The following is an 18,746-nucleotide window of genomic DNA, read 5'->3' as shown; positions in this document are numbered from 1 at the left end:
TTTAGTCCCTCCTGAATTGACTTCTCATGGATTTCCTATAACGTTCCTGTATTCATGAACCCCAAAGGGGTTGTCTGCTGATATTCCTCTTCGAAATCCTTCCCGCAGACCAAGGCTCCAACGGAGCCGCTGCTTGAATATATTGTTAAACGAATTCATTGCTTTGAGTATCCGCATTGCTAAATTCTCGTTGTAATATAATCCATTTTTTTGATAAAGTTTTCTCTCAGTTCATGATTACTCTCGTTACTTAGTCTCTCTAAGTACTCTTGGTATTCGTTAAGTAATTCATCTTTAAATTTAATTACATCTAAACTAATTCCGTTTTCAATTCCAATAATCATGTTTTCTTGTTCAAAAGTAAGCTGAGTATTTCTTTTTGTCTGCGCTTGATGCAATATTCCATTTCTAATATCTGAATAAAAAAAACTGGCTGTTCTTCGTGTAAAATAGCTCCCGAAATAATTACTTCTAGTCAAAAACTGTACAAATGCTTCTTTATGTCCTCTGAAAACTGTAACATCAAGCCCATTATAAAACTGATGAAGCGTTTCAATAAGCAAACTACATAATGCCATTGTGCTAAAACTATAATCAATATATCTATAATTTGCTGTTATGTTATCAGAATATTCTTGTATCAGAAGTAGAAACCTTCCTTCAATTCGATCTGAAAATATGTTTATCGCTCGCTGCCAAGTTTGCTCATCACTTGTCAAAGATAAATTCAATGCTAAGTAATCTTCACGATAGTATCTTGGTGAAATATATACTCTGTCCTTAAACATTTTTAATCCCTTTCCGTCTTTGATGATTTCGTTTAACGTTCCTGTATTCACGACTCGATGCATGTCGAGTGTCCGGCGAATGCCGGGCCAAGGACGAATGTCCGTAGCGTGAATATTATGTTATGTGCTGTTGCCTTCTTCATGAATATGCAATTTTAATTTTCCTTTATTATTTCATCAGCTATATATTCTACTTCTCTCATCATTGCATGTAATTCATCAAAGTTTAAAAAGGTTTGATTAGATTTAATTCCTTGATTGGTTATCCATATAGGTACGGTATTTAATTCTTCTAAGCTACCGCTACTTATAGAACTATCGTAGTGCTTGGCTACGTTATAAAGCTTGTTTAACCTCTCAATCGAAGAACCATCATTTTTCTCAAACAATTTAGTACCCCCACCGGCCATTTTGCTTCCTAACATGTATGCTTGATACAAATGAGAAATTGAAGTCTCAATGCAAACAACCGCTGAAAAATATTTAGATATGCTTTCCTTATCGTGATTTAAAAAGTCATCTAATAAAGCACTTCCAGCGTTATATTGATAAAATATAGATTCTATTCTTCTTAAAATATTCATTAAGTATATCCTTTGTTTTTCTTCATATTTATATTTAAGGGTAGAGTTTAATATAAATGCGCCGACCCAATGTCTTTCTTTATCAAATAAAATAGTGTTATTTTCAGTTAAGCTAGACAAATCAGCAGAAATAAAATTATCTATTAAGTAATTCGAAGGTTTAAAATCCATTATCATTATCCTTCTCTTTGTTTTGGCAATTGCACATAACGTTCCTGTATTCACGACTCGGCGCTTGCCGAGTGTCTGGCGAATGCCAGACCAAGGACGAATGTCCGCAGCGTGAATATTATGTTATAGGATGTCAACTTTTTTAGAATTCAATTTCGTATGTAGCAATTTTATCTTTACCTTGTTTAATTTTTTTGATTTTGATCTCTGATATTATTGAAGTTTCCGTATGTAAACGTCTTGGGTGTCTTGGCTGTTTCTTTCTGGTCAATCCCTTGTTTTTCTTATCCTCAAAAGCATAAATGCTTGATCTTTTTTGCATCTTGTATAACTCAGCTAATATTTTGTTAGTTTCACATTTATGAAGATTAACACATAAGTTTTCAGGACAGTTCCCCCAGCCTAAGATAATCCATTCACTATTTTCGGCCTCTTTTATAATTTCTGTTTGGTTACTATAAAGTACGTGATCAAGCTTATTTGTTTTTTGTAATCCCTCTATGATTGTTCCTAAAAAAGTTGATCTCGTCTCGTAAGTTGGGAAGAGATTCACAACAACAACTTCTCCAATATTTTCAAATTTGCTATTCTCTTTATTCATTAATTTTTCAATGAATTTCAGCACAATATTTACGGTATCATCTGAATTCTGCTTATCAGCCTTGCTGGGATTCATTAAACAAAAACAAATTTTTTTTGAGCCAGTAGCTTTCTTTAGGGGAAGTCTTAAAACCTTTCTTATAAAGAGTTCATTTTCAGCTATTTTTTCACTTTTATTTTTTTCAAAAGATAGAAAAGTTTTTACCTTTGCTATCTTTTCTTTATCTGAAAAAATATTTTCACGATCAATAAAATCAGGATACTGTTTATTAGTCATAATAATAACCTCATTCTAAATAAATTTTTCTGTAAACCATATTTAAACTCTGAGTTGATTTCCTATAACGTTCCTGTATTCACGAACCCCAACGGGGTTGTCTGCTGAAATTCCTCTTCGAAATCCTTCCAGCAGACCAAGGCTCCATCGGAGCCGCTGCTTGAATATTATGTTATTGGACGGTCTTGCCATCTTCGAATCTACTGCACATTTCTCTTCAATGTTTCTTCATGTATGTGTTTTTTGTTCTTTCATGGTTCTCATTTTTTATGTCATTTCATTTTCACTGGTCTTCGTTCTCAATATGTCCTTGATCCTCAATCTCTTTTGATCTTTTGAATGTTACTTGACCTTTTTTTAATCCGATTTTTAAAATCGCTTTTGTCCTTCAATGTCATTTTATCTCTTCTTTGATCCTTTTTTGTTAATCGATTTTTGACCTTTCAATTCTTTCATCCGATCCATTCAAGGCTTTAATCCATTGCAAGTCTGTTCCAATAACGTTTCTGTATTCACGAACCCCGAAGGGGTTGTCTGCTGAAATTCCTCTTCGAAATCCTTCCAGCAGACCAAGGGCCGAACTGCCCGCAGCGTGAATATTATGTTAGGTGGAGTTATTGCCTTCCTCGAATAATTGCATCAATTTTTCTGTTTAATCCATTCGTTTACTAATAAACAAATTAAAGATTTTGCTTCTGTTATATACATCGGTTCTTTAGGAGGTTCATAATCTAATGCATGTCTTGCTTCCATTCCAATTGCTTTATAGCTATTAGCAGTCCTAGTAAATCTCTTAAGGTTCTCTGAAGAAATTGAAGAAAAAGATTTTACATCAGCATCTTTAGCTATTACTTCAAAAATTTTATATAATCCTACCCAACTTTCATCATCGTACGATATCAATTTTATTACTTTATCAATTACCTCATGTTTTTCACACAGCTCTAACAAATCAGGTACAGAATCAGCAGGGTTAGAAATTTCAATTGTTCCATCAGCTTTTATTATTTGCGGAATTGCCGTCATACTTGAAGTACCAGAAAGCACCGCACTCATAAAGAAAGTTCGTCCTCCATTATCATTTAGAAGATAAATATCCGATACGGTAATTCTCCTGTGTGCTCCCAATACCAACTTTGTCAAACCATCGATTAGCTTCACTAGATTTTCTACTTTTTTTGAAACCTCTTTATAGTCGTCAGTAGAGGAGATATCTATTGATTTTAATCGATATTCACCTTCTTCTTTGAAAATTGTTAGCTTTGGGGTATTGAGTGACTTTGAAAGTTCATAAAGCTCTTTTTCATCTCCAGCTAAACATATAACCCACTTCATAGTCCACCTCATTTCATTTTCACAATAATTACACCTAACGTTCCTGTATTCATGAACCCCAAAGGGGTTGTCTGCTGAAATTCCTCTCCGAAATCCATCTAGCAGACCAAGGCTCCGAAAGAGCCGCTGCTTGAATATTATGTTAGCTGAAGATCTTGCCATCAATGATATTGCTAAACCGAATCAGTTTTCTTACTTATATATTTTGCAAGTCCTTCGAGGTCAGGATATATTGAAAAGGGATGAACACCTGAAAGTTCTAAAAACGAATAAACATCTTCTCTATATTTGATTTCAATGTCTATTCTTTCCAAGATTCCTGTAGTAATTAGTTCGCCATTAAACTCTTTATCTAAGGGTTCCAAGGTGTTTCCTTGAATTGTAAATACCCCTTGTTGTGCAACTATCCGTGAATTATTTCTTAGTGGATGAAGAGCTATTGAATTGTTTGGAAATCTATTATCACTACCTTTTTTTAATTTTTCTCGATATATCTGATCGTGAGTCGTAAAAAAATGAGCAGAGCCCAACGTCTTATGATTCAACTTTAATGGATTAAGCATCCAGATTGTAATTGGATTATCATTCTCCCAGTTACTTGAAGCAAAAAAAAGTGCAGTAGCAAATGATTCCGACCAATCAAGTAATCTTGTTTTCACTCCATGATGTTGCATGGTATACAAAAGACTCCAATCATCTTCATTATGATACATATGCCCTAAGTTTTTGAATAAATTATACTTTGTTCTTTCATTATTTAAGTACTGTTCAAGTGTCGAGAAAGATTGCCTAAATAGCGATGATTTTAATTGCCAATTTGAATCGCCTTGACCTCGAAACCAAACATTACGATTACTTTTTTTAAATTTTTTTGCCTTATCGAGAATGATCTCCCACGTCATAACAGTATCTCGCTTTCTATGTTTTTGATTTGCAAGAATTTCAGCTAACGTTCCTGTATTCATGAACCCCGAAGGGGTTGTCTGCTGTAATGCCGCTTCGAAATCCCTCCCGCAGACCAAGACTCCAAAGGAGACGCTGCTTGAATATGTTGTTATTTGATGTCGAAGCCATCTAGGAATATGCTTTGGAGTATTCATTTAGTTCTCACAAAATATGATGTTCTTTCTTTATAATGATTAAAATATGAACCTGTTGCTTCATCAACAAATTGTATTAAAGCTACCATATATTCTGAAAGTTTATTTATCATTACTTTATATTGTTCTTCTGTATAATCTCTAAAATCGAGATTAATTGAAATCTCATCTGCAAAAATAAGACTCAAATCTTTCCTTGAAGATCCATTTGACGATACCCTAGAATAAAAATCCTTCATTTCTTTGAAGTCCTTACAGAATGAATCGCTTGAATAGTGAAAAAAATTATCACGTATTGGTTTTACGATATCCTTTACAAAAGACCCTTCCCAAGGTGTACAAGATTCTAGTAACTTTTTATAGTTTTCAATACTCTTTGAATCAAGTAAATCAATAAAACTTTGAATTTTCCTTTCTTTTTTATGATCATCTATAAACTTAACGGCCTCTCTGTAGTGTGAAGCTGCAAGTCTAAAAAAATAATTCATTTCTCCATTTTGAAGTTGTTTATTAGCTTCGGCAATAGAAGTCAAGCTCTTGTGAACGTAATATAAATCATTCCGAATCATTGATATTTTTATTATCCATAGAGACAATATGTCATTCGGGCTAAACATATTTTTGATTTTAAAAACTGCTTCATTGACCATACTTTAATTCTCCTTATTAATAATTCGCCTCGATTTCAGTTAACATGATATCTACGAACTTCGTATATACCTATCATTTCAACTTCATATCCCAACTACATCTAATATAACCCAACTTGTTCCATCTGCGAAGTCACTAGTCGACAAAAAGCAGTCCCACAACTGCGTCGTTTGTTAGTAACGTACTAACAAGTGTACCTACAGTTACAATGAGACTGCTTTGGCTTATTTGAAACTGTACTCGTCACACCTAGAATCTTGCTTCCTGTAACTAAATCCTTACTTCCCGCCTACACTCCACACCACACGCTCGCTCATCGCTTTATGCTGTGCGATCAGGCAGAGCTCTGCCGCTTTGAATGCATGCTCCTGCGTCATTGCGGTCTCGGTACGATCCAGACAGTCGCGGATGAGCTGACCGAAGAACGGATAACCGACTTTGCCTTTTACATTGTAGCGGTACTCTCCCTCATGATTGACCAGGTACACCTGATCGCCCTGCGGCTCTCTTGCGATGTCGATGTACTTGCGCAGCTCGATGTATCCATCTGTACCGAGGATTACCGTGCGTCCATCTCCCCATGTGCCAAGGCCGTCCGGCGTGAACCAGTCTACACGGAAGTAACCGGAAGCGCCGTTATCACCGATCAGAGACGCTTCGCCGAAGTCCTCCAGCTCAGGGAACTGTGGATGATTGAAGTTGTTGACCCGGCTGAAGGCTACCTGCGCATCACTGCAGGACGCAAAAGTCAGGAACTGCTCAATCTGGTGACTGCCAATATCACAGAGAATGCCGCCATACTGCTCATGTTTGAAGAACCAGTCCGGACGCCCCCCGGCGTTCAAGCGATGCGGCCCGGTGCCCATCACCTGTACAACTTTGCCGATTGCTCCTTGTTCAATAAGCTGCCCCGCATAAATTGCACTTTCTACATGCAGGCGCTCGCTGTAGTACACCATATACTTTTTACCTGTGCGTTTCACTTCTTCACGTGCCAGATCTAATTGCTCCATCGTGGTGAACGGCGCTTTGTCCGTAAAATAATCCTTACCCGCTGCCATGACTCTCATGCCAAGCGGTGCACGTTCTGACGTAATGGCTGCACTTGCTACAAGCAGTACTTCGTCATCGGCGAGCACTTCTGCTTCCGATACGGCGATCTGTGCCTGCGGGAACTGCTTGCGGAATGCTTCCACTTTGGCCGGGTCCGGGTCATATACCCATTTAAGCGAGGCTCCAGCATCCAGCAAACCGCCAACCATACCGTAGATATGTCCGTGATCCAAAGCTACAGCCGCGATCGTGAACTCTCCCGGTTCACACACGACCTCTTTAGTCACACTTTTGGGTGCGTAGAACATTCCGTCTTTAGCCATGTCATCCCATCCTTTTTTATTGTATTTAATGTATTTCGATCAAGCCTTTTGATTATCCAAGAACCCATTTACACGGAAACGGAGAGGACAGAACCAATCTGGAAAAGCAAACGTTCGTCTAAAAGCTTTCTTACAGAAGCTGCATCGGAAGCATACGCTCTCACCGGATTTCCCCCTTCATAATGGGAATTCAAAAATCTGGGATCACAGCGAATGAAAAATTATTCTGTCATCGGAGTGTTCCGTGTAAATCCCTAGTCCAACCTTATATACATATCATTTAAATGTCTGGCTCAGATCGGCAGGCTGACCGCCCGTATACGCTTTGTCTTTCTTCGTCGTTGAATTCGCAATGCGCTCCTGCAGATGTTCATAAAACAGTTCTTCATCGATCGGCAGATTCACCCAATTATCTGTCCAGGTGGACAGCAGCATCGCGTTGGATAATGTTAAGCCATGAATGCCATCCTGACCGGGAGCGATAAGCGGTGCACCCGTGCGAATTGCATCCACCCAGTTGCGGATTAAACCCGGGTGGCCTGTCTCAATGCCTGTAATTGGCACATCGCATTTCCAGCATTCGGGCTGTCCGAAGCCTCCCGTAAAACGCTGATTGAACTCCGGCTCGGATTCGCGCAGCCGCCAGAAGGTGAGCTGTCCGTCTTCGATGACGATTTTACCGCGGTCGCCGCTGACCTCAAAGCGGTTTGTTCCTGGTGCTTCACCTGTAGTGGTTACAAACACACCAGTCGCTCCATTTTCATATTCCACATAGGCGGTCACGTCATCTTCCACTTCAATGTTCCGGTATTTACCGAAGGAGCAGAAGGCACGCATACGCACAGGCATCATGCCAATCGTCCACTGCCATAAGTCCAGCTGGTGCGGGTCTTGGTTAATCAATACACCGCCGCCTTCGCCTGCCCATGTTGCACGCCAACCGCCGGAATCATAATAGCTCTGGGAACGATACCAGTTGGTAATGATCCAGTTGGTACGCCTTACTTCACCAAGCTCGCCTGATGCAATCAGATCCCGCAGCTTGATGTACAGCGGATTGGTCCGCTGATTGTACATGATGGAGAATACTTTGCCGCTTGCCTCGGCTGCTTCGTTCATTTCCCGTACCTGCTTTGTATATACACCTGCCGGTTTCTCGATCATCACATGCAAGCCATGACGAAATGCCTGGATTGCTTGTTCGGGATGATCATAGTGCGGTGTAGCCACAATGACAGCATCAACCGTTCCCGAACTCATCATCTGCTCTGCATCCTGCCAATAGGTTACTGTGGACGGAAGATTACTCGTTACCCAGCTCCCCATCTCTTCTCTTACATCACACACGGCCACCAGTTCAGCACCCGGCACTTCTCCGGCTGTCAATGTTCTGGCATGCGCCGCGCCCATATTTCCTATACCGATAACCGCTACTCGAACGATACTCATGCCTGCTCCTCCTCATTTACACGACGCTCGATTTCATTAAATACATCTGCAAAATGCTGCAGCATTATCGTGGATTCCAAAACGCCGCTAAAATCTTCGATGCCGTAATAACCGTCATATCCAACTGCTCTCAGATCACGTACCATCTGCACCCAATCCACCATGCCTTCCGTCAGCGGAGCCCAGTTACAAGTCCATGATGTACTCAAAGATTGTCCAGGATGAATAGTTGAAAATTCTCCCTTCCGCTCAAGTGCCTCTCCCGTTTTCTCCTTGAACCATCCGGCATTTTTCACATGCACATGGGCGAGATAGGGTCCAAGCAGCTCAAGTCCCATGCGATGGTTCTCATACCCTTCATGCACCATATTGCCCGGATCGTAGAGCACCCCAACGTGCTCGGGGTCTAGAGATTGTACGAGGCGGTACGCAAGTGAAGCCGTTGGTGCAATCGTTTGATGATGCGTTTCAATGATGGCCTTGATGTTATACTGTTTTGCCATATCCTGAATTTCGTTTAAATAACGAAGGGCCTTCTCATATAACTCTGGATAAGCCGTACTCCGGTCATAACCCGGAACTCCCACTCGCATCATGGAAGCGCCAAGTTGGGCTGCAGCCTGGAAGGCTTGCTCGGATGCAGCCATGTCCCCACAATTCAGATACGGCACAAGGGCAATAGACTGTCTGCCTTGAGCAGCCGCTGCTTCCCGAAAAACAGGAACTTGTTCCTGCCACCTGCCCGGATCAATGGAGCAGCGATTATTTCTCCAGTATGAAGGCTGTTCAGACAACGCATCCTCCGGTATGCCGCGAAATCTCCATTCGATTCCGGCAATACCCGCCGCAGCTGCAGCAGAGGCCAGTTCGGCAGCACTCAGATCCGGAACAGCGACCGTGAATATAGACAGTTTCATGTTCAATAACCCCCTATATGTAAACGCATTCAATTCATGTCGTAAACGCATTGTATCACTCTCCCGCTCACATCCATAGAGCATAACGCAAACAGATGAATGACAGATAACATTCCGTGCATATTCCCCATCCAGAGATAACGTTTCCAGGCAAAATGAGAAGCTCCACACAAAAAAGCATCTCCAAATCAGATATCCATTCTGATCAGAGATGCTTTTCATACCAGCGATATACAAGTAGTATGCAGGCGGTGTTCAAACTGCTTGTTCATAAAAATCATTCTAGTCCCGGTCAAAAAACACATGCTCTGCCTGCAGTTTCCCTTCCGACACAGTCATAATTCCAAAGGAATATCGTTTCTGAAACCGGCGGTCCGTGGGTGAACCTGGATTAAATACAAGCAGGTTATCTACCGTATGCATCACCGGAATATGCGAATGTCCGTAGACCACCGCATCCAGCTGCTCATCTGCAAATGTCTGAATGGCATTCTGCTCTGTGCCCTTGGTTCCGCGGTGACCATGCACAAGTCCCAGCCGCATCCCTTCCGCCTCAACGATACGTGAAAAACCCAGCTTCTCACCAATTTCGGATGGATCCGTGTTGCCTGCAACGCCCTCGACCGGAGCATACTGGCTGAGCAGCTCGTACACGCTCCAGTCCGACCAGTCACCCGCATGAATAATGAGATCTGCACCTGATAATGCTTCAACCAGAGGTGCTGGCAAAGTGCGTGCTTTCTTTGGTAAATGCGTGTCGGAGATGACTATGATTTTCATGTGACAACCGCCTTCCCTTAATTTGGCTTTTGCTCCGCCTCTAACTGTGCTGCCTCCATCTGCTGCGAGCAGGAACGTTCCATATCTTCAAGTGTAATTGATGCAAAAAACTGCTCCACTTTGGACTCCGCAATCTGATATAGATTGGTCAGCAGTCCGTCCATCTGGATGCCAACCTCACAATTGGGATTGCAGTTGCCATGAATCGGAAACAAAGGGCCTTCATCTTTGGCTGCCTGATAGACCATATCCAGTGTGATTTCACTGGATGGTTTCGCCAGATAAAACCCTCTTGTGCCTGGTGAAGAATTGACCAGCCCCGCCTTTTTTAGTCCTCCCAGTATACGTCTGACTACGACAGGATTGGTATTTACGCTGCCTGCAATTTCAGCAGACGTGATTCGTTCAGGCGCGCTGAGAGACAATAACAACAAACAATGCACACTGACCGAAAAATGAGTACTCATGGTTAACCACCTTTATTTAATATAATCCCGAATGTACCATCGTTATTCTGTAAACAGATCCTTTTCAGGACGTGCTCTGGCTTTGAGCTGCCGTACGGTATATTCCAGCTGCTTCACGATGTCATCCAGTTGTTTGCGATCAATCTTGGTCGGATCATCGACAGGTTTGACCGAATTCTTCAGATCGCGAATGGTCAGTTGCTGTTCCTGCCATTTGTCCATTAAATCTGCAATATTGGCATAAAATCGCTCGTAATCCTTAATTACCAGATCAAGGTACGCGTCTACCTCGTCCGGGTCATAACCACGAAGTTTATAATTGAACTGTTTCTCATGAATTGATAGAGCATCCAGCTGTACACCCAGTTGTTTGAACAATTGTCTCTGTTTGTCCAATCTTCGTTTCATATGTTCATCCATCTTGACAACCCTCCATTATAGCCGAGCAGCGGTTCTTTTCATTCGAAGAGAACACACGGCAATTCTCTCTCTATTTTTTTATAACACATAATTCATCAGATATAAAACGAAACAGCCCGTTCCCGTGCAAAATGATTGCTTCGCTTCCTTTTCGGGTAAGAGAACACTACAAACCCCTCAAGCGGGAAAGGAGCATGCCCCTATGAGTACATTAACCGAAGATCAACGCAAAGAATTAGAGCAGGCGCTGCTGGAACAGCGTGAGGATCTACAGCGTCATTTCGAATCCAGCATGGAAGACGGTGCACCAGCAGAGTCGTTAAAAGATTCCACAGGGGAGCTTTCCTCTTATGATAATCACCCGGCAGACGCAGGAACAGAGACATTTGAGAGAAGCCGTGATCTCGCAATCGACGATACATTAACCGATGAATTCAATCAGGTTAATGATGCCCTCGAACGCATGGAAGAGGGTACATATGGAACCTGCATCACATGCGGTAAAGAGATTCCTTTTGAACGACTGCAGGCTATTCCTTACACAGCCTACTGTATCGACGATACACCAAACCGGGACGTAAGCAGTGACCGCCCTGTCGAAGAAGAGGTCATGACGATGCCGCCAACTGGCGCAGGAGAAGTGAGACAGCGCAATGCTGGCAAGTTCGACGATGCCGAGGCCTGGGAAGCAGTCGAAGAATATGGTACGTCCAACTCGCCTGCCATGGCGGCCAAACGTGATGTACAAGATTACGACGAAAATATGTAGAGCAGCAGATGACTGACTGTGTAAGTTATTCGGCTGCTCCAGCTGCCAAGCAGTTCAGGCGCTCCGAACTGCCTGCTCATTCAACAGTCGGGTAAACTTGGGCATTCGGCCTGATGGACATAGTCCATTCGTGATCTAACAACAAAAGCCGCCATTGGCGGCTTTTTCTCATGTCACAGGATGCTGCCTTATTGTACTTTTATTACTGGAAAATGAAATGATATCTCTTACTGTACATTCGTCCGTCCAGCAGCTTCATACTCTATTTTATTTCACAGAACGTTTAGAGGTCTTGACTGTATCCGATGTCTTGGCTGTACTTGATATTTTCGGTGTTTTCGGTGTTTCGCGGATCTCGGAAGCAGATGGATTCTTCTGCTCGACCTTTTTGTTTTTTATTGTCCCGGCTGCAGCTCGCGATTCAGCCTGTACCTCTTTGGACAGTGCCGTGAACAGCTGAAACACCTGCTGATCGGACTTCTGTCCGTCTTTCGTTAGATAAGGTTTGCAGAGCTCCACAATACGCTGATACAGCTCTTCTACCTCCTCTGCTGTGGCGTACAGCCTCAAATCGGAGATAAAACGCTTTTCCTCATCATCCTGCTCTGCATGATTCATAAAGCGCTGACGGCTCTGCTCAAACATTTCATTCAGCAGTTTTAATGTCTCTGAACGAAACACCTGCTTCAGCGGTGAATTCCCATTCTCTTCATCCTTGTGACGCAGGTGAATTTCACCTGCGAAGGGTTCGTAATATTTGGCAATAATGCCGTTGATCTCACGTGTGGATACTATGCTTAGAAGGCCGATTTTCTCCAGCTTTTTCACATGGTAATGCACCTTCGCCGGCACCTCCCCCATGAGATCCGCAATTTCTTTAACGGTAGAGGGTCTGCCCTGACGGTGAAACATATTCATAATCTGTATCCGGTACGGATCAGAATAAATTTTAATCTCTTCAATCGTTGAAAGCACTTTATGCTGCTGCATACTGGGTTCCTCATTTCCGGGAGACCTGCCTGCCCTTCGTTCCTTATATTATACCGTTCAGACAGGACTGCGGTCAAAACTGCATACACTCACATCTCCTGACGAAAACTTCTGCTGGCAAGCAGTAAAACCGCTGACAATCCAAGCAGTACACCAAAAACAATAAACAGGATCGGCATCGATAACCAGTCTGCAAACATCCCCGATAGGAAGCTGCCAAGCGGCGAAACACTTAATACCAGCATACTCTGCAGCGCAGATACTCTCCCCAGCATATGCGAAGGGGTAACCTCCATCAGGTATGATACCAGCGGAGTAGTCGCAAGCGGTATGCCAATCCCAATAAGCAGACAGAACAAACCAGCGGCCGGGACTTGGAATGACGTCATATAAGCCGGAAGTGCGGTCATTGCATAGCTGCAGCCAAGCATGACAATGCCGGTGATGATCAGCACGCTTTTACGATAACGTGTCCCTTGTTGTGACATCCACAGACCCCCAAGCACGATTCCTCCCACTAAAAGCCCACTAAGCAGACTTAAACCCCAAGCTCCTGCTTGCAATGTTTCCATCACGTAAGGTGTACGCAGCACGTTAAATGGCATCAGGCAGAAGTTAACCCAGGCAAAGAGTACAGAAGAAACCAGTAACAAAGTATGTTTACGCAGAAAATGAAAAGCTTCCGCCATCTCGGAGATCAGACTCCTAGCGCCAGATGACACTGCTTGCGGTGACATCCATTCTGGATAGTCCACCCGGCTCATAAAGATTGCGCTCAGTGCAAACAACGCGGCGTCAATCCAGATGGTCCACGCGATACCCACGGTTGCAATTAAAGCACCTGCCGCAGCCAACCCCGCCAGTTCGGCCAATCGAGTCGCTGAAGAGGTCATTGCGTTACCGGAGAGCAGCATGGACTGAGGCAGCAGCCTGGGAACACTGGATACCTCTGCAGGTGATGTGAAGCATTCCAGCAGGGAGTTCAAGATCGTGAATACGAACAAATGCCAAACTTCCAGCTGATCAAGGGCGAATAAAAGGGCAGTGATCCCCACGATAACGCCGCGTCCGGTGTTGGTCATTACAATCACTTTTTTCGGGGATAACCGATCAACCAATGTACCGGCAAACAGGCCAAAAACAATATTCGGCAGAAAATTAACGGCCAGCAGTGTGCCCATTAAAACCTTCGAACCCGTCAGGATGTATACCATCCAGCTGTACGCAATTGAATCCATCGAATCCCCGAATCGGGATACCATCTTGCTTAACATAAACTGCATATAAGGCCTGATTCGAACTAACTCAACAAGCCCTTGTTTCCCTGCCACAGCACCTTCACTCATGATTTCTCGACTCCTTAACGTTAAAATATTTTTAATGTTAATATTATTTTAACGTGGATCTTGGAAAAATCAATACATACGTGAAAATATTTTTATCGTTGAGATCCTGTAATGGGTTCTATCATATTGAGGTAGTGCTCAATGATCGACTTTTCAGAAAAATGTCCTGTTCGGGCCTTGTCTCCCCTGTGCCTTCATGAAATAATCTGGATAGGCCCTCCAGAGGCTGCTTTGCTGACCTGAACATACCAAAAAAGACTCTCATCAACATCGATGGAGTCTTTATAAGTAATAATTGGATAACTTCGGTTCCATGCTGCACCACTGCCGTTTTAGCCGTTATTCAATCGGACTGCGGTCTACCAGCACGCGCTGCCGGGTGCGGGCAGATTCGAGACAAGCATCAATAACGCGCATGTTCAAGATGGTATTGTCGGGACTGAAGGGTAGGGTTTCTCCCTCAAGAGCAGCCGCTGCAAATGTTTCTACCTGAAGAACATACGAATTGGAAACAGATACCCGTTCTTCCCGGCTGACAGAATCCGTATGAATGATGATCTGCGGCGGTATGTCACTGTTCTCCCAACCGAACACTTTGGGCAACTCAATTCGCCCTTCGGTTCCGAGAATCTCCATCTCGGCCCTTCCGGAAGCCCACATGCCGCAGTCGAAGGTAAGGGCTACCGAATTGGGAAACTCGATTAACCCCGATGCCATCATATCGACGCCATCATGTTCCTCCGAGAATAGGGCATGTACGGTAACGGCCTCCGGCTCCTGCCCCAGATACATCCTGGCAGCAGAGATCGGATATACACCGAGGTCAAAAATGGAACCACCGCCCATATCTTTTTTAAACCTCACATTTTCTCTGTCATCTGCGGTATTACACGTAAAGTTGCCATGGATCGCTCTGACCGTACCTATCTCGCCGCTCTCGATAATTTCCTGCACACGTCTGTGCTTCGGATGATATCGATACATAATCGCTTCGGCAAACAGTACACGATGACGCTCACAAACCTCGATCATCTCGGCGGATTCCTTGGCATTTAATGCAGCGGGCTTTTCACATAACACATGCTTTCCCGCTTCGGCTGCTTTAATCGTCCATTCCCTGTGCAGATGGTTTGGTAAAGGAATATAAACAGCCTGGATATCCGGGTCACCGATAAGTTCCTCGTAACTGCCATATGATCTGGCAATATTCATCTCCTCAGCCAGTGCTTCCGCCTTCTCCTTTGAGCGGCTGGCAATCGCCAGCACTTCACCACGTTCGGACTGCTGAATCGCAGGAATAATCGCATTTTTGGCAATCGTCGACGTTCCCAGTACACCCCACTGCAGAGGTCTGTTCATGCTCATCTTCCTTTCGTCCCGTAATTATCCGCTTCCGCCTTGTGTAAAATGCCAAGACAGCGATCCAGATCGGCTTTCACCTGCTTCTTGTATAATTCGGCTTTGGCCGCACCGTCATCCGTGAAGTGATAGAGAACAATCTCCTGAAAGTCCACCTTCGGATCATTGCCCTTTAATTTTTTCGTTCGATAAAAAATACCCTGCTGAACCAGCTCGTGTAAAGCCCGGTATACTTCGCTTTGCGGCGGCACGTAACCGTAATCTTTGAATTCCTGCTTCATCGCCTCCAGCATCTCGTAGCCATAGCCTCTGTGCTGCTCAACCATCGTTATAAGATAAACCTTGATAAATGCCCGCTGTGCAATCATAAAAGCCATGCTCGTTCCCCTCCTGTCAGAACCTGTCTACTTCTCATTATAAAACTTATGTTCGGGTTCTGCCATCTTGCTCCTGATCCCTCCTTTATAACATGCTCGCAGGAGGGCAAGCAGGATTAGCGATGGTTGGAAGCAGAATGAAGGAAGAAAATTAATATTTTAAACTATTGTGAATTTTTCATATGATGATATATTCACTCTTAAAGTGCAGCAGCATTAGTGACTCTACTAGTTGGATGCTGGCTTAATGACTTTACTGGCTTGAGTGTGCTTGGGCACTGCGCCTACAATCCATTTCCCCCATTTTAGACGAGAGATCAGCCAGGTCAGTACACACGACACCAGAAGTGCAGTGATCCAGGTGACAATCATACGCACGACCGGATTCCAGCCCCATGCCGCGTAAAACCATTCATCTGGAATGTAACTGTAACGGAGCACCAGCATATGCATCAGATAGCCTCCATACGACATCCCGCCGATCCAACCCAGCCAGTAAAGTGCCGAAGAATGCTGGAGCTTGCTGGCTAACTGATACATCACCATGATGGAGGCAACCAGGAAGAGGATCATATCGGGCCGAATCAGGCTGACCGTATAAAAACGGATCTGAATGCCTTCCGGTTTCTGAAATTCCAGCATTAATAGATAAATAAACCGCAGACCCAGTGTCATAAACACCAGCCAGTATATCCAGTGCAAACGAACAACCCATTCCTTCCAGCGCTGGACGGACAGTCCTGCTGCTGCACCAAGTACAAAATAAAAAAAGAAATAGATAAAATTGCGGTCTGCATAGGTTGTAAAGGCATCCGTCAGCACCGGGATTTGAAGCCGTTCCATCCAGGCAGCAATGCTTCTAAGCTGATTGGCCAGAATAAGGAATAACCCGCCTGAAAGCAGCAGTGCAATCATCTGTCCCTTCGCTTGGTAACGATGAAAGACGTAACGAACGACGCGCAGAAACAACGGGAAAAACAAGTAGAACTGAATCAGCATAATGATATACCAGAAATGCGAAGCCATTTTCCCCGTAATCAGCTTCAATCCCAGGTCAGGAATCTGCTGCCAGCCGAAACCCGTCCAGTTCTGCGGGGTAAGCATAAAATAGAGGAGTGACCACACCACATAGGGTACGATTACGTCCATCACTCTTTTACGCATAAACGATCCGTAATGAAATGATTCTCCTGTGTTGTAGAACAGGACCATCCCGGTTATAAATATAAACAGCGGTACGGCAAACTTGGCAAGCATCAGCAATATGGCCAGCACTACACCATCCTGAAGTCCAGCCTGCGGGACCAATGAATAATGAGCGATGGAATGCTGCAGCACTACGGCTGCAAACGCGATTCCCCTAAGGGTTTCAATTTCGATAATTCGTTCTTTGCGAGGCAAATGGACCAGCCTTCCTTTCTTTATTCATCTCTGCACTATGAAAACAAACCCTTTTACAAACTTCGATTGGAGGTGCACTATACTCATGTCCGACAAAGCATCCCGTATCCCCGAATCCAAATATGTCCAGCAGCATCTGGCGAACGAACGCACGTTTCTCGCATGGGTGCGTACAGGTATTGCCATGGCAGGAATCGGTTTTCTAGCTGCCGGATTCGGTTTTAATTCCTCCGCATATGATCGTATTGCTCACCTTGCTGCAATCATTACCGGAATAACCTCTCTGCTCGGCGGTATCTCTATCATTCTGTTTTCAGCCGCGGCTTATCACCGAAAACGCTCACAGATTAATGAGCAGACCTTTCAGGCGACCACCGGACTTATTACGTTTATCAGTCTGATGCTGCTCGTCATTGGGCTTGCACTTGCCGTGCTGTTGTATGTATTGTTATTCCCTGCCTGACAGGGGAACAAACGAAGCCTTCAGGATCATCCGGCAATCCGCTATTAAAATGGTTAGACTTTATGTTATGGGCAAAAACCGGCCTCCTCTGCGGAGACCGGTTAAAGTCCATCCTATCGAATATGATGCATTACAAGCAATCAATTACATAACAAGTACTCCAACACCCTATCACTTAACACCTATCATTCAACCCTGAACCAAGACCTAACCAATCCTGTCTTACTTTCCTCCATGTGCTGATTTTGCGATCTGCATGTTTGAAAAGCAGTTCGATATATCGGATCGGCTCGTTCTGTTTTTGGTTCGAGGGTATATGGATCACATTTACAAGAAAGTATTGTTACCGAACCGGGCGGCTTTGGTCTGGGCTTCCATTCTGCGTTCTTCCATATCCAGATCCGGACGTGCAGCATTCACATCTTCACCGTGTACTGCTTCCCGACTGGAATAAGCCTGACTGTTCAGGTTAAACACATCATATACGGCGCTGTCCCGATCGGTCGAATCCACGAGCAGCAGAATTTTGCCGTTCTGCACATATTCCTCATACTGTCTGGCATCCTCTTCAGGAATACCCAGTCCAACAAGTCCGCCTACCAGTCCGCCGGCTCCTGCACCTACGGCCGCTCCTGTAAACGCTGCGGCAATAGGTCCTGCAGCCAGAATCGGACCGATTCCCGGAATTGCCAGCGCACCGATCCCCGCAAGTAATCCCGCTACCCCGCCAAGTACACCGCCAGTGGCGGCTCCTGCTGCTACACCTTCCGGTGCTTTCGTACCCGTCTCTTCACGAATGGCTTTCAGTTCATCCCGATCCTGAGTAACGACGGATATTTCATCTGATGAGAATCCTTCCGCTTTCAAACTCTCAATAGCCTGTGATGCCTCACGCTCTGTATTAAACACACCAACGATTTTTTTCTTCATAGTGAATACCTCCTCATGGTTTTGAGTGGTTCGCTATGTTATTACCCGTGAACGCTTCTTTCAAACGGTCGGGGGGCGATAATCAGCCGATAATCATATGCAGTAATGCTAATTTGGGTCAAAAGAACGAGCAGCCCGAGGCTGGAAACGGAATAAACAAAATGGACAAGACAGAGCATTCTGATACGGGAAGATG

Annotated in this window: 20 protein-coding genes; 2 read left to right on the top strand and 18 right to left on the bottom strand. The window is 44.0% G+C overall.

Annotated features, from left to right (window positions below; genetic code table 11):
• Positions 1 to 179: 179 nt before the first annotated feature.
• The 12 genes from MKY97_RS11690 to MKY97_RS11635 form a co-directional block, all read right to left on the bottom strand.
• Entirely contained in the window at positions 180 to 851 is a 672-nt protein-coding gene (locus MKY97_RS11690; RefSeq protein WP_342555584.1) for a hypothetical protein, read from the bottom strand.
• 92 nt (positions 852 to 943) lie between these two features.
• Positions 944 to 1,543 carry a hypothetical protein gene (locus MKY97_RS11685; protein ID WP_342555583.1) on the bottom strand — a complete coding sequence of 200 codons (600 nt, stop codon included), beginning with the start codon at positions 1,541 to 1,543 and terminating at the stop codon, positions 944 to 946.
• A 142-nt stretch (positions 1,544 to 1,685) separates the two neighbouring features.
• Positions 1,686 to 2,420: a DUF1643 domain-containing protein gene (locus MKY97_RS11680; RefSeq protein WP_342555582.1), complete on the bottom strand. Its 735-nt coding sequence runs from the start codon at positions 2,418 to 2,420 to the stop codon at positions 1,686 to 1,688.
• Positions 2,421 to 3,059: 639 nt separating this feature from the next.
• Positions 3,060 to 3,755 carry a hypothetical protein gene (locus tag MKY97_RS11675; protein ID WP_342555581.1) on the bottom strand — a complete coding sequence of 232 codons (696 nt, stop codon included), beginning with the start codon at positions 3,753 to 3,755 and terminating at the stop codon, positions 3,060 to 3,062.
• 173 nt (positions 3,756 to 3,928) lie between these two features.
• The gene (locus MKY97_RS11670) at positions 3,929 to 4,720 is read right to left on the bottom strand and encodes an FRG domain-containing protein (protein ID WP_342555580.1); all 792 of its coding nucleotides are present in this window, start codon (positions 4,718 to 4,720) and stop codon (positions 3,929 to 3,931) included.
• A 131-nt stretch (positions 4,721 to 4,851) separates the two neighbouring features.
• Positions 4,852 to 5,505 carry a hypothetical protein gene (locus tag MKY97_RS11665; RefSeq protein WP_342555579.1) on the bottom strand — a complete coding sequence of 218 codons (654 nt, stop codon included), beginning with the start codon at positions 5,503 to 5,505 and terminating at the stop codon, positions 4,852 to 4,854.
• 279 nt (positions 5,506 to 5,784) lie between these two features.
• Positions 5,785 to 6,882 carry a Gfo/Idh/MocA family oxidoreductase gene (locus tag MKY97_RS11660; protein ID WP_342555578.1) on the bottom strand — a complete coding sequence of 366 codons (1,098 nt, stop codon included), beginning with the start codon at positions 6,880 to 6,882 and terminating at the stop codon, positions 5,785 to 5,787.
• 276 nt (positions 6,883 to 7,158) lie between these two features.
• A complete protein-coding gene (locus MKY97_RS11655) occupies positions 7,159 to 8,331 on the bottom strand; it encodes a Gfo/Idh/MocA family oxidoreductase (RefSeq protein WP_342555577.1) in 1,173 nt (390 codons plus the stop codon).
• Complete coding sequence (locus tag MKY97_RS11650; protein ID WP_342555576.1) at positions 8,328 to 9,248, bottom strand: sugar phosphate isomerase/epimerase family protein; 921 nt, start codon at positions 9,246 to 9,248, stop codon at positions 8,328 to 8,330. The genes MKY97_RS11655 and MKY97_RS11650 overlap by 4 nt, the downstream gene beginning before the upstream one ends.
• A gap of 282 nt (positions 9,249 to 9,530) precedes the next feature.
• Positions 9,531 to 10,028, bottom strand: a complete 498-nt coding sequence (locus MKY97_RS11645) for a metallophosphoesterase (RefSeq protein WP_342555575.1) — start codon at positions 10,026 to 10,028, stop codon at positions 9,531 to 9,533.
• A 17-nt stretch (positions 10,029 to 10,045) separates the two neighbouring features.
• Complete coding sequence (locus MKY97_RS11640) at positions 10,046 to 10,495, bottom strand: Rrf2 family transcriptional regulator (protein WP_342555574.1); 450 nt, start codon at positions 10,493 to 10,495, stop codon at positions 10,046 to 10,048.
• Positions 10,496 to 10,537: 42 nt separating this feature from the next.
• Positions 10,538 to 10,915, bottom strand: a complete 378-nt coding sequence (locus MKY97_RS11635; RefSeq protein ID WP_342555573.1) for a DivIVA domain-containing protein — start codon at positions 10,913 to 10,915, stop codon at positions 10,538 to 10,540.
• Between the two features lie 202 nt (positions 10,916 to 11,117).
• Here MKY97_RS11635 and MKY97_RS11630 point away from each other — a divergent pair, with 202 nt between their 5' ends.
• Positions 11,118 to 11,684, top strand: coding sequence for a TraR/DksA C4-type zinc finger protein (locus tag MKY97_RS11630; protein ID WP_342555572.1), 567 nt, complete (start codon positions 11,118 to 11,120; stop codon positions 11,682 to 11,684).
• A 267-nt stretch (positions 11,685 to 11,951) separates the two neighbouring features.
• On the opposite strand, the gene MKY97_RS11625 is transcribed toward MKY97_RS11630, so the two are convergent.
• From MKY97_RS11625 to MKY97_RS11605, 5 genes are all read right to left on the bottom strand, one after another.
• The gene (locus MKY97_RS11625) at positions 11,952 to 12,674 is read right to left on the bottom strand and encodes a helix-turn-helix domain-containing protein (protein ID WP_342555571.1); all 723 of its coding nucleotides are present in this window, start codon (positions 12,672 to 12,674) and stop codon (positions 11,952 to 11,954) included.
• An 89-nt stretch (positions 12,675 to 12,763) separates the two neighbouring features.
• Positions 12,764 to 14,020, bottom strand: coding sequence for an MFS transporter (locus tag MKY97_RS11620; protein ID WP_342555570.1), 1,257 nt, complete (start codon positions 14,018 to 14,020; stop codon positions 12,764 to 12,766).
• A 339-nt stretch (positions 14,021 to 14,359) separates the two neighbouring features.
• Positions 14,360 to 15,379, bottom strand: a complete 1,020-nt coding sequence (locus MKY97_RS11615) for a Gfo/Idh/MocA family oxidoreductase (protein WP_342555569.1) — start codon at positions 15,377 to 15,379, stop codon at positions 14,360 to 14,362.
• Positions 15,380 to 15,381: 2 nt separating this feature from the next.
• A complete protein-coding gene (locus tag MKY97_RS11610; protein WP_090921036.1) occupies positions 15,382 to 15,756 on the bottom strand; it encodes a helix-turn-helix transcriptional regulator in 375 nt (124 codons plus the stop codon).
• Positions 15,757 to 15,984: 228 nt separating this feature from the next.
• Positions 15,985 to 17,157, bottom strand: coding sequence for an acyltransferase (locus MKY97_RS11605; RefSeq protein WP_342555568.1), 1,173 nt, complete (start codon positions 17,155 to 17,157; stop codon positions 15,985 to 15,987).
• Positions 17,158 to 17,242: 85 nt separating this feature from the next.
• Between MKY97_RS11605 and MKY97_RS11600 the strand changes: the two genes are divergently transcribed.
• The gene (locus tag MKY97_RS11600) at positions 17,243 to 17,620 is read left to right on the top strand and encodes a DUF202 domain-containing protein (RefSeq protein ID WP_342555567.1); all 378 of its coding nucleotides are present in this window, start codon (positions 17,243 to 17,245) and stop codon (positions 17,618 to 17,620) included.
• Between the two features lie 327 nt (positions 17,621 to 17,947).
• Here the strand turns inward: MKY97_RS11600 and MKY97_RS11595 are convergent, their stop codons facing one another.
• Complete coding sequence (locus MKY97_RS11595) at positions 17,948 to 18,550, bottom strand: general stress protein (RefSeq protein WP_342555566.1); 603 nt, start codon at positions 18,548 to 18,550, stop codon at positions 17,948 to 17,950.
• Positions 18,551 to 18,746: the final 196 nt, after the last annotated feature.

Source organism: Paenibacillus sp. FSL R7-0652, assembly GCF_038595045.1.
Taxonomy (GTDB): domain Bacteria; phylum Bacillota; class Bacilli; order Paenibacillales; family Paenibacillaceae; genus Paenibacillus.
This window is presented reverse-complemented; position numbering and strand designations above follow the sequence as displayed.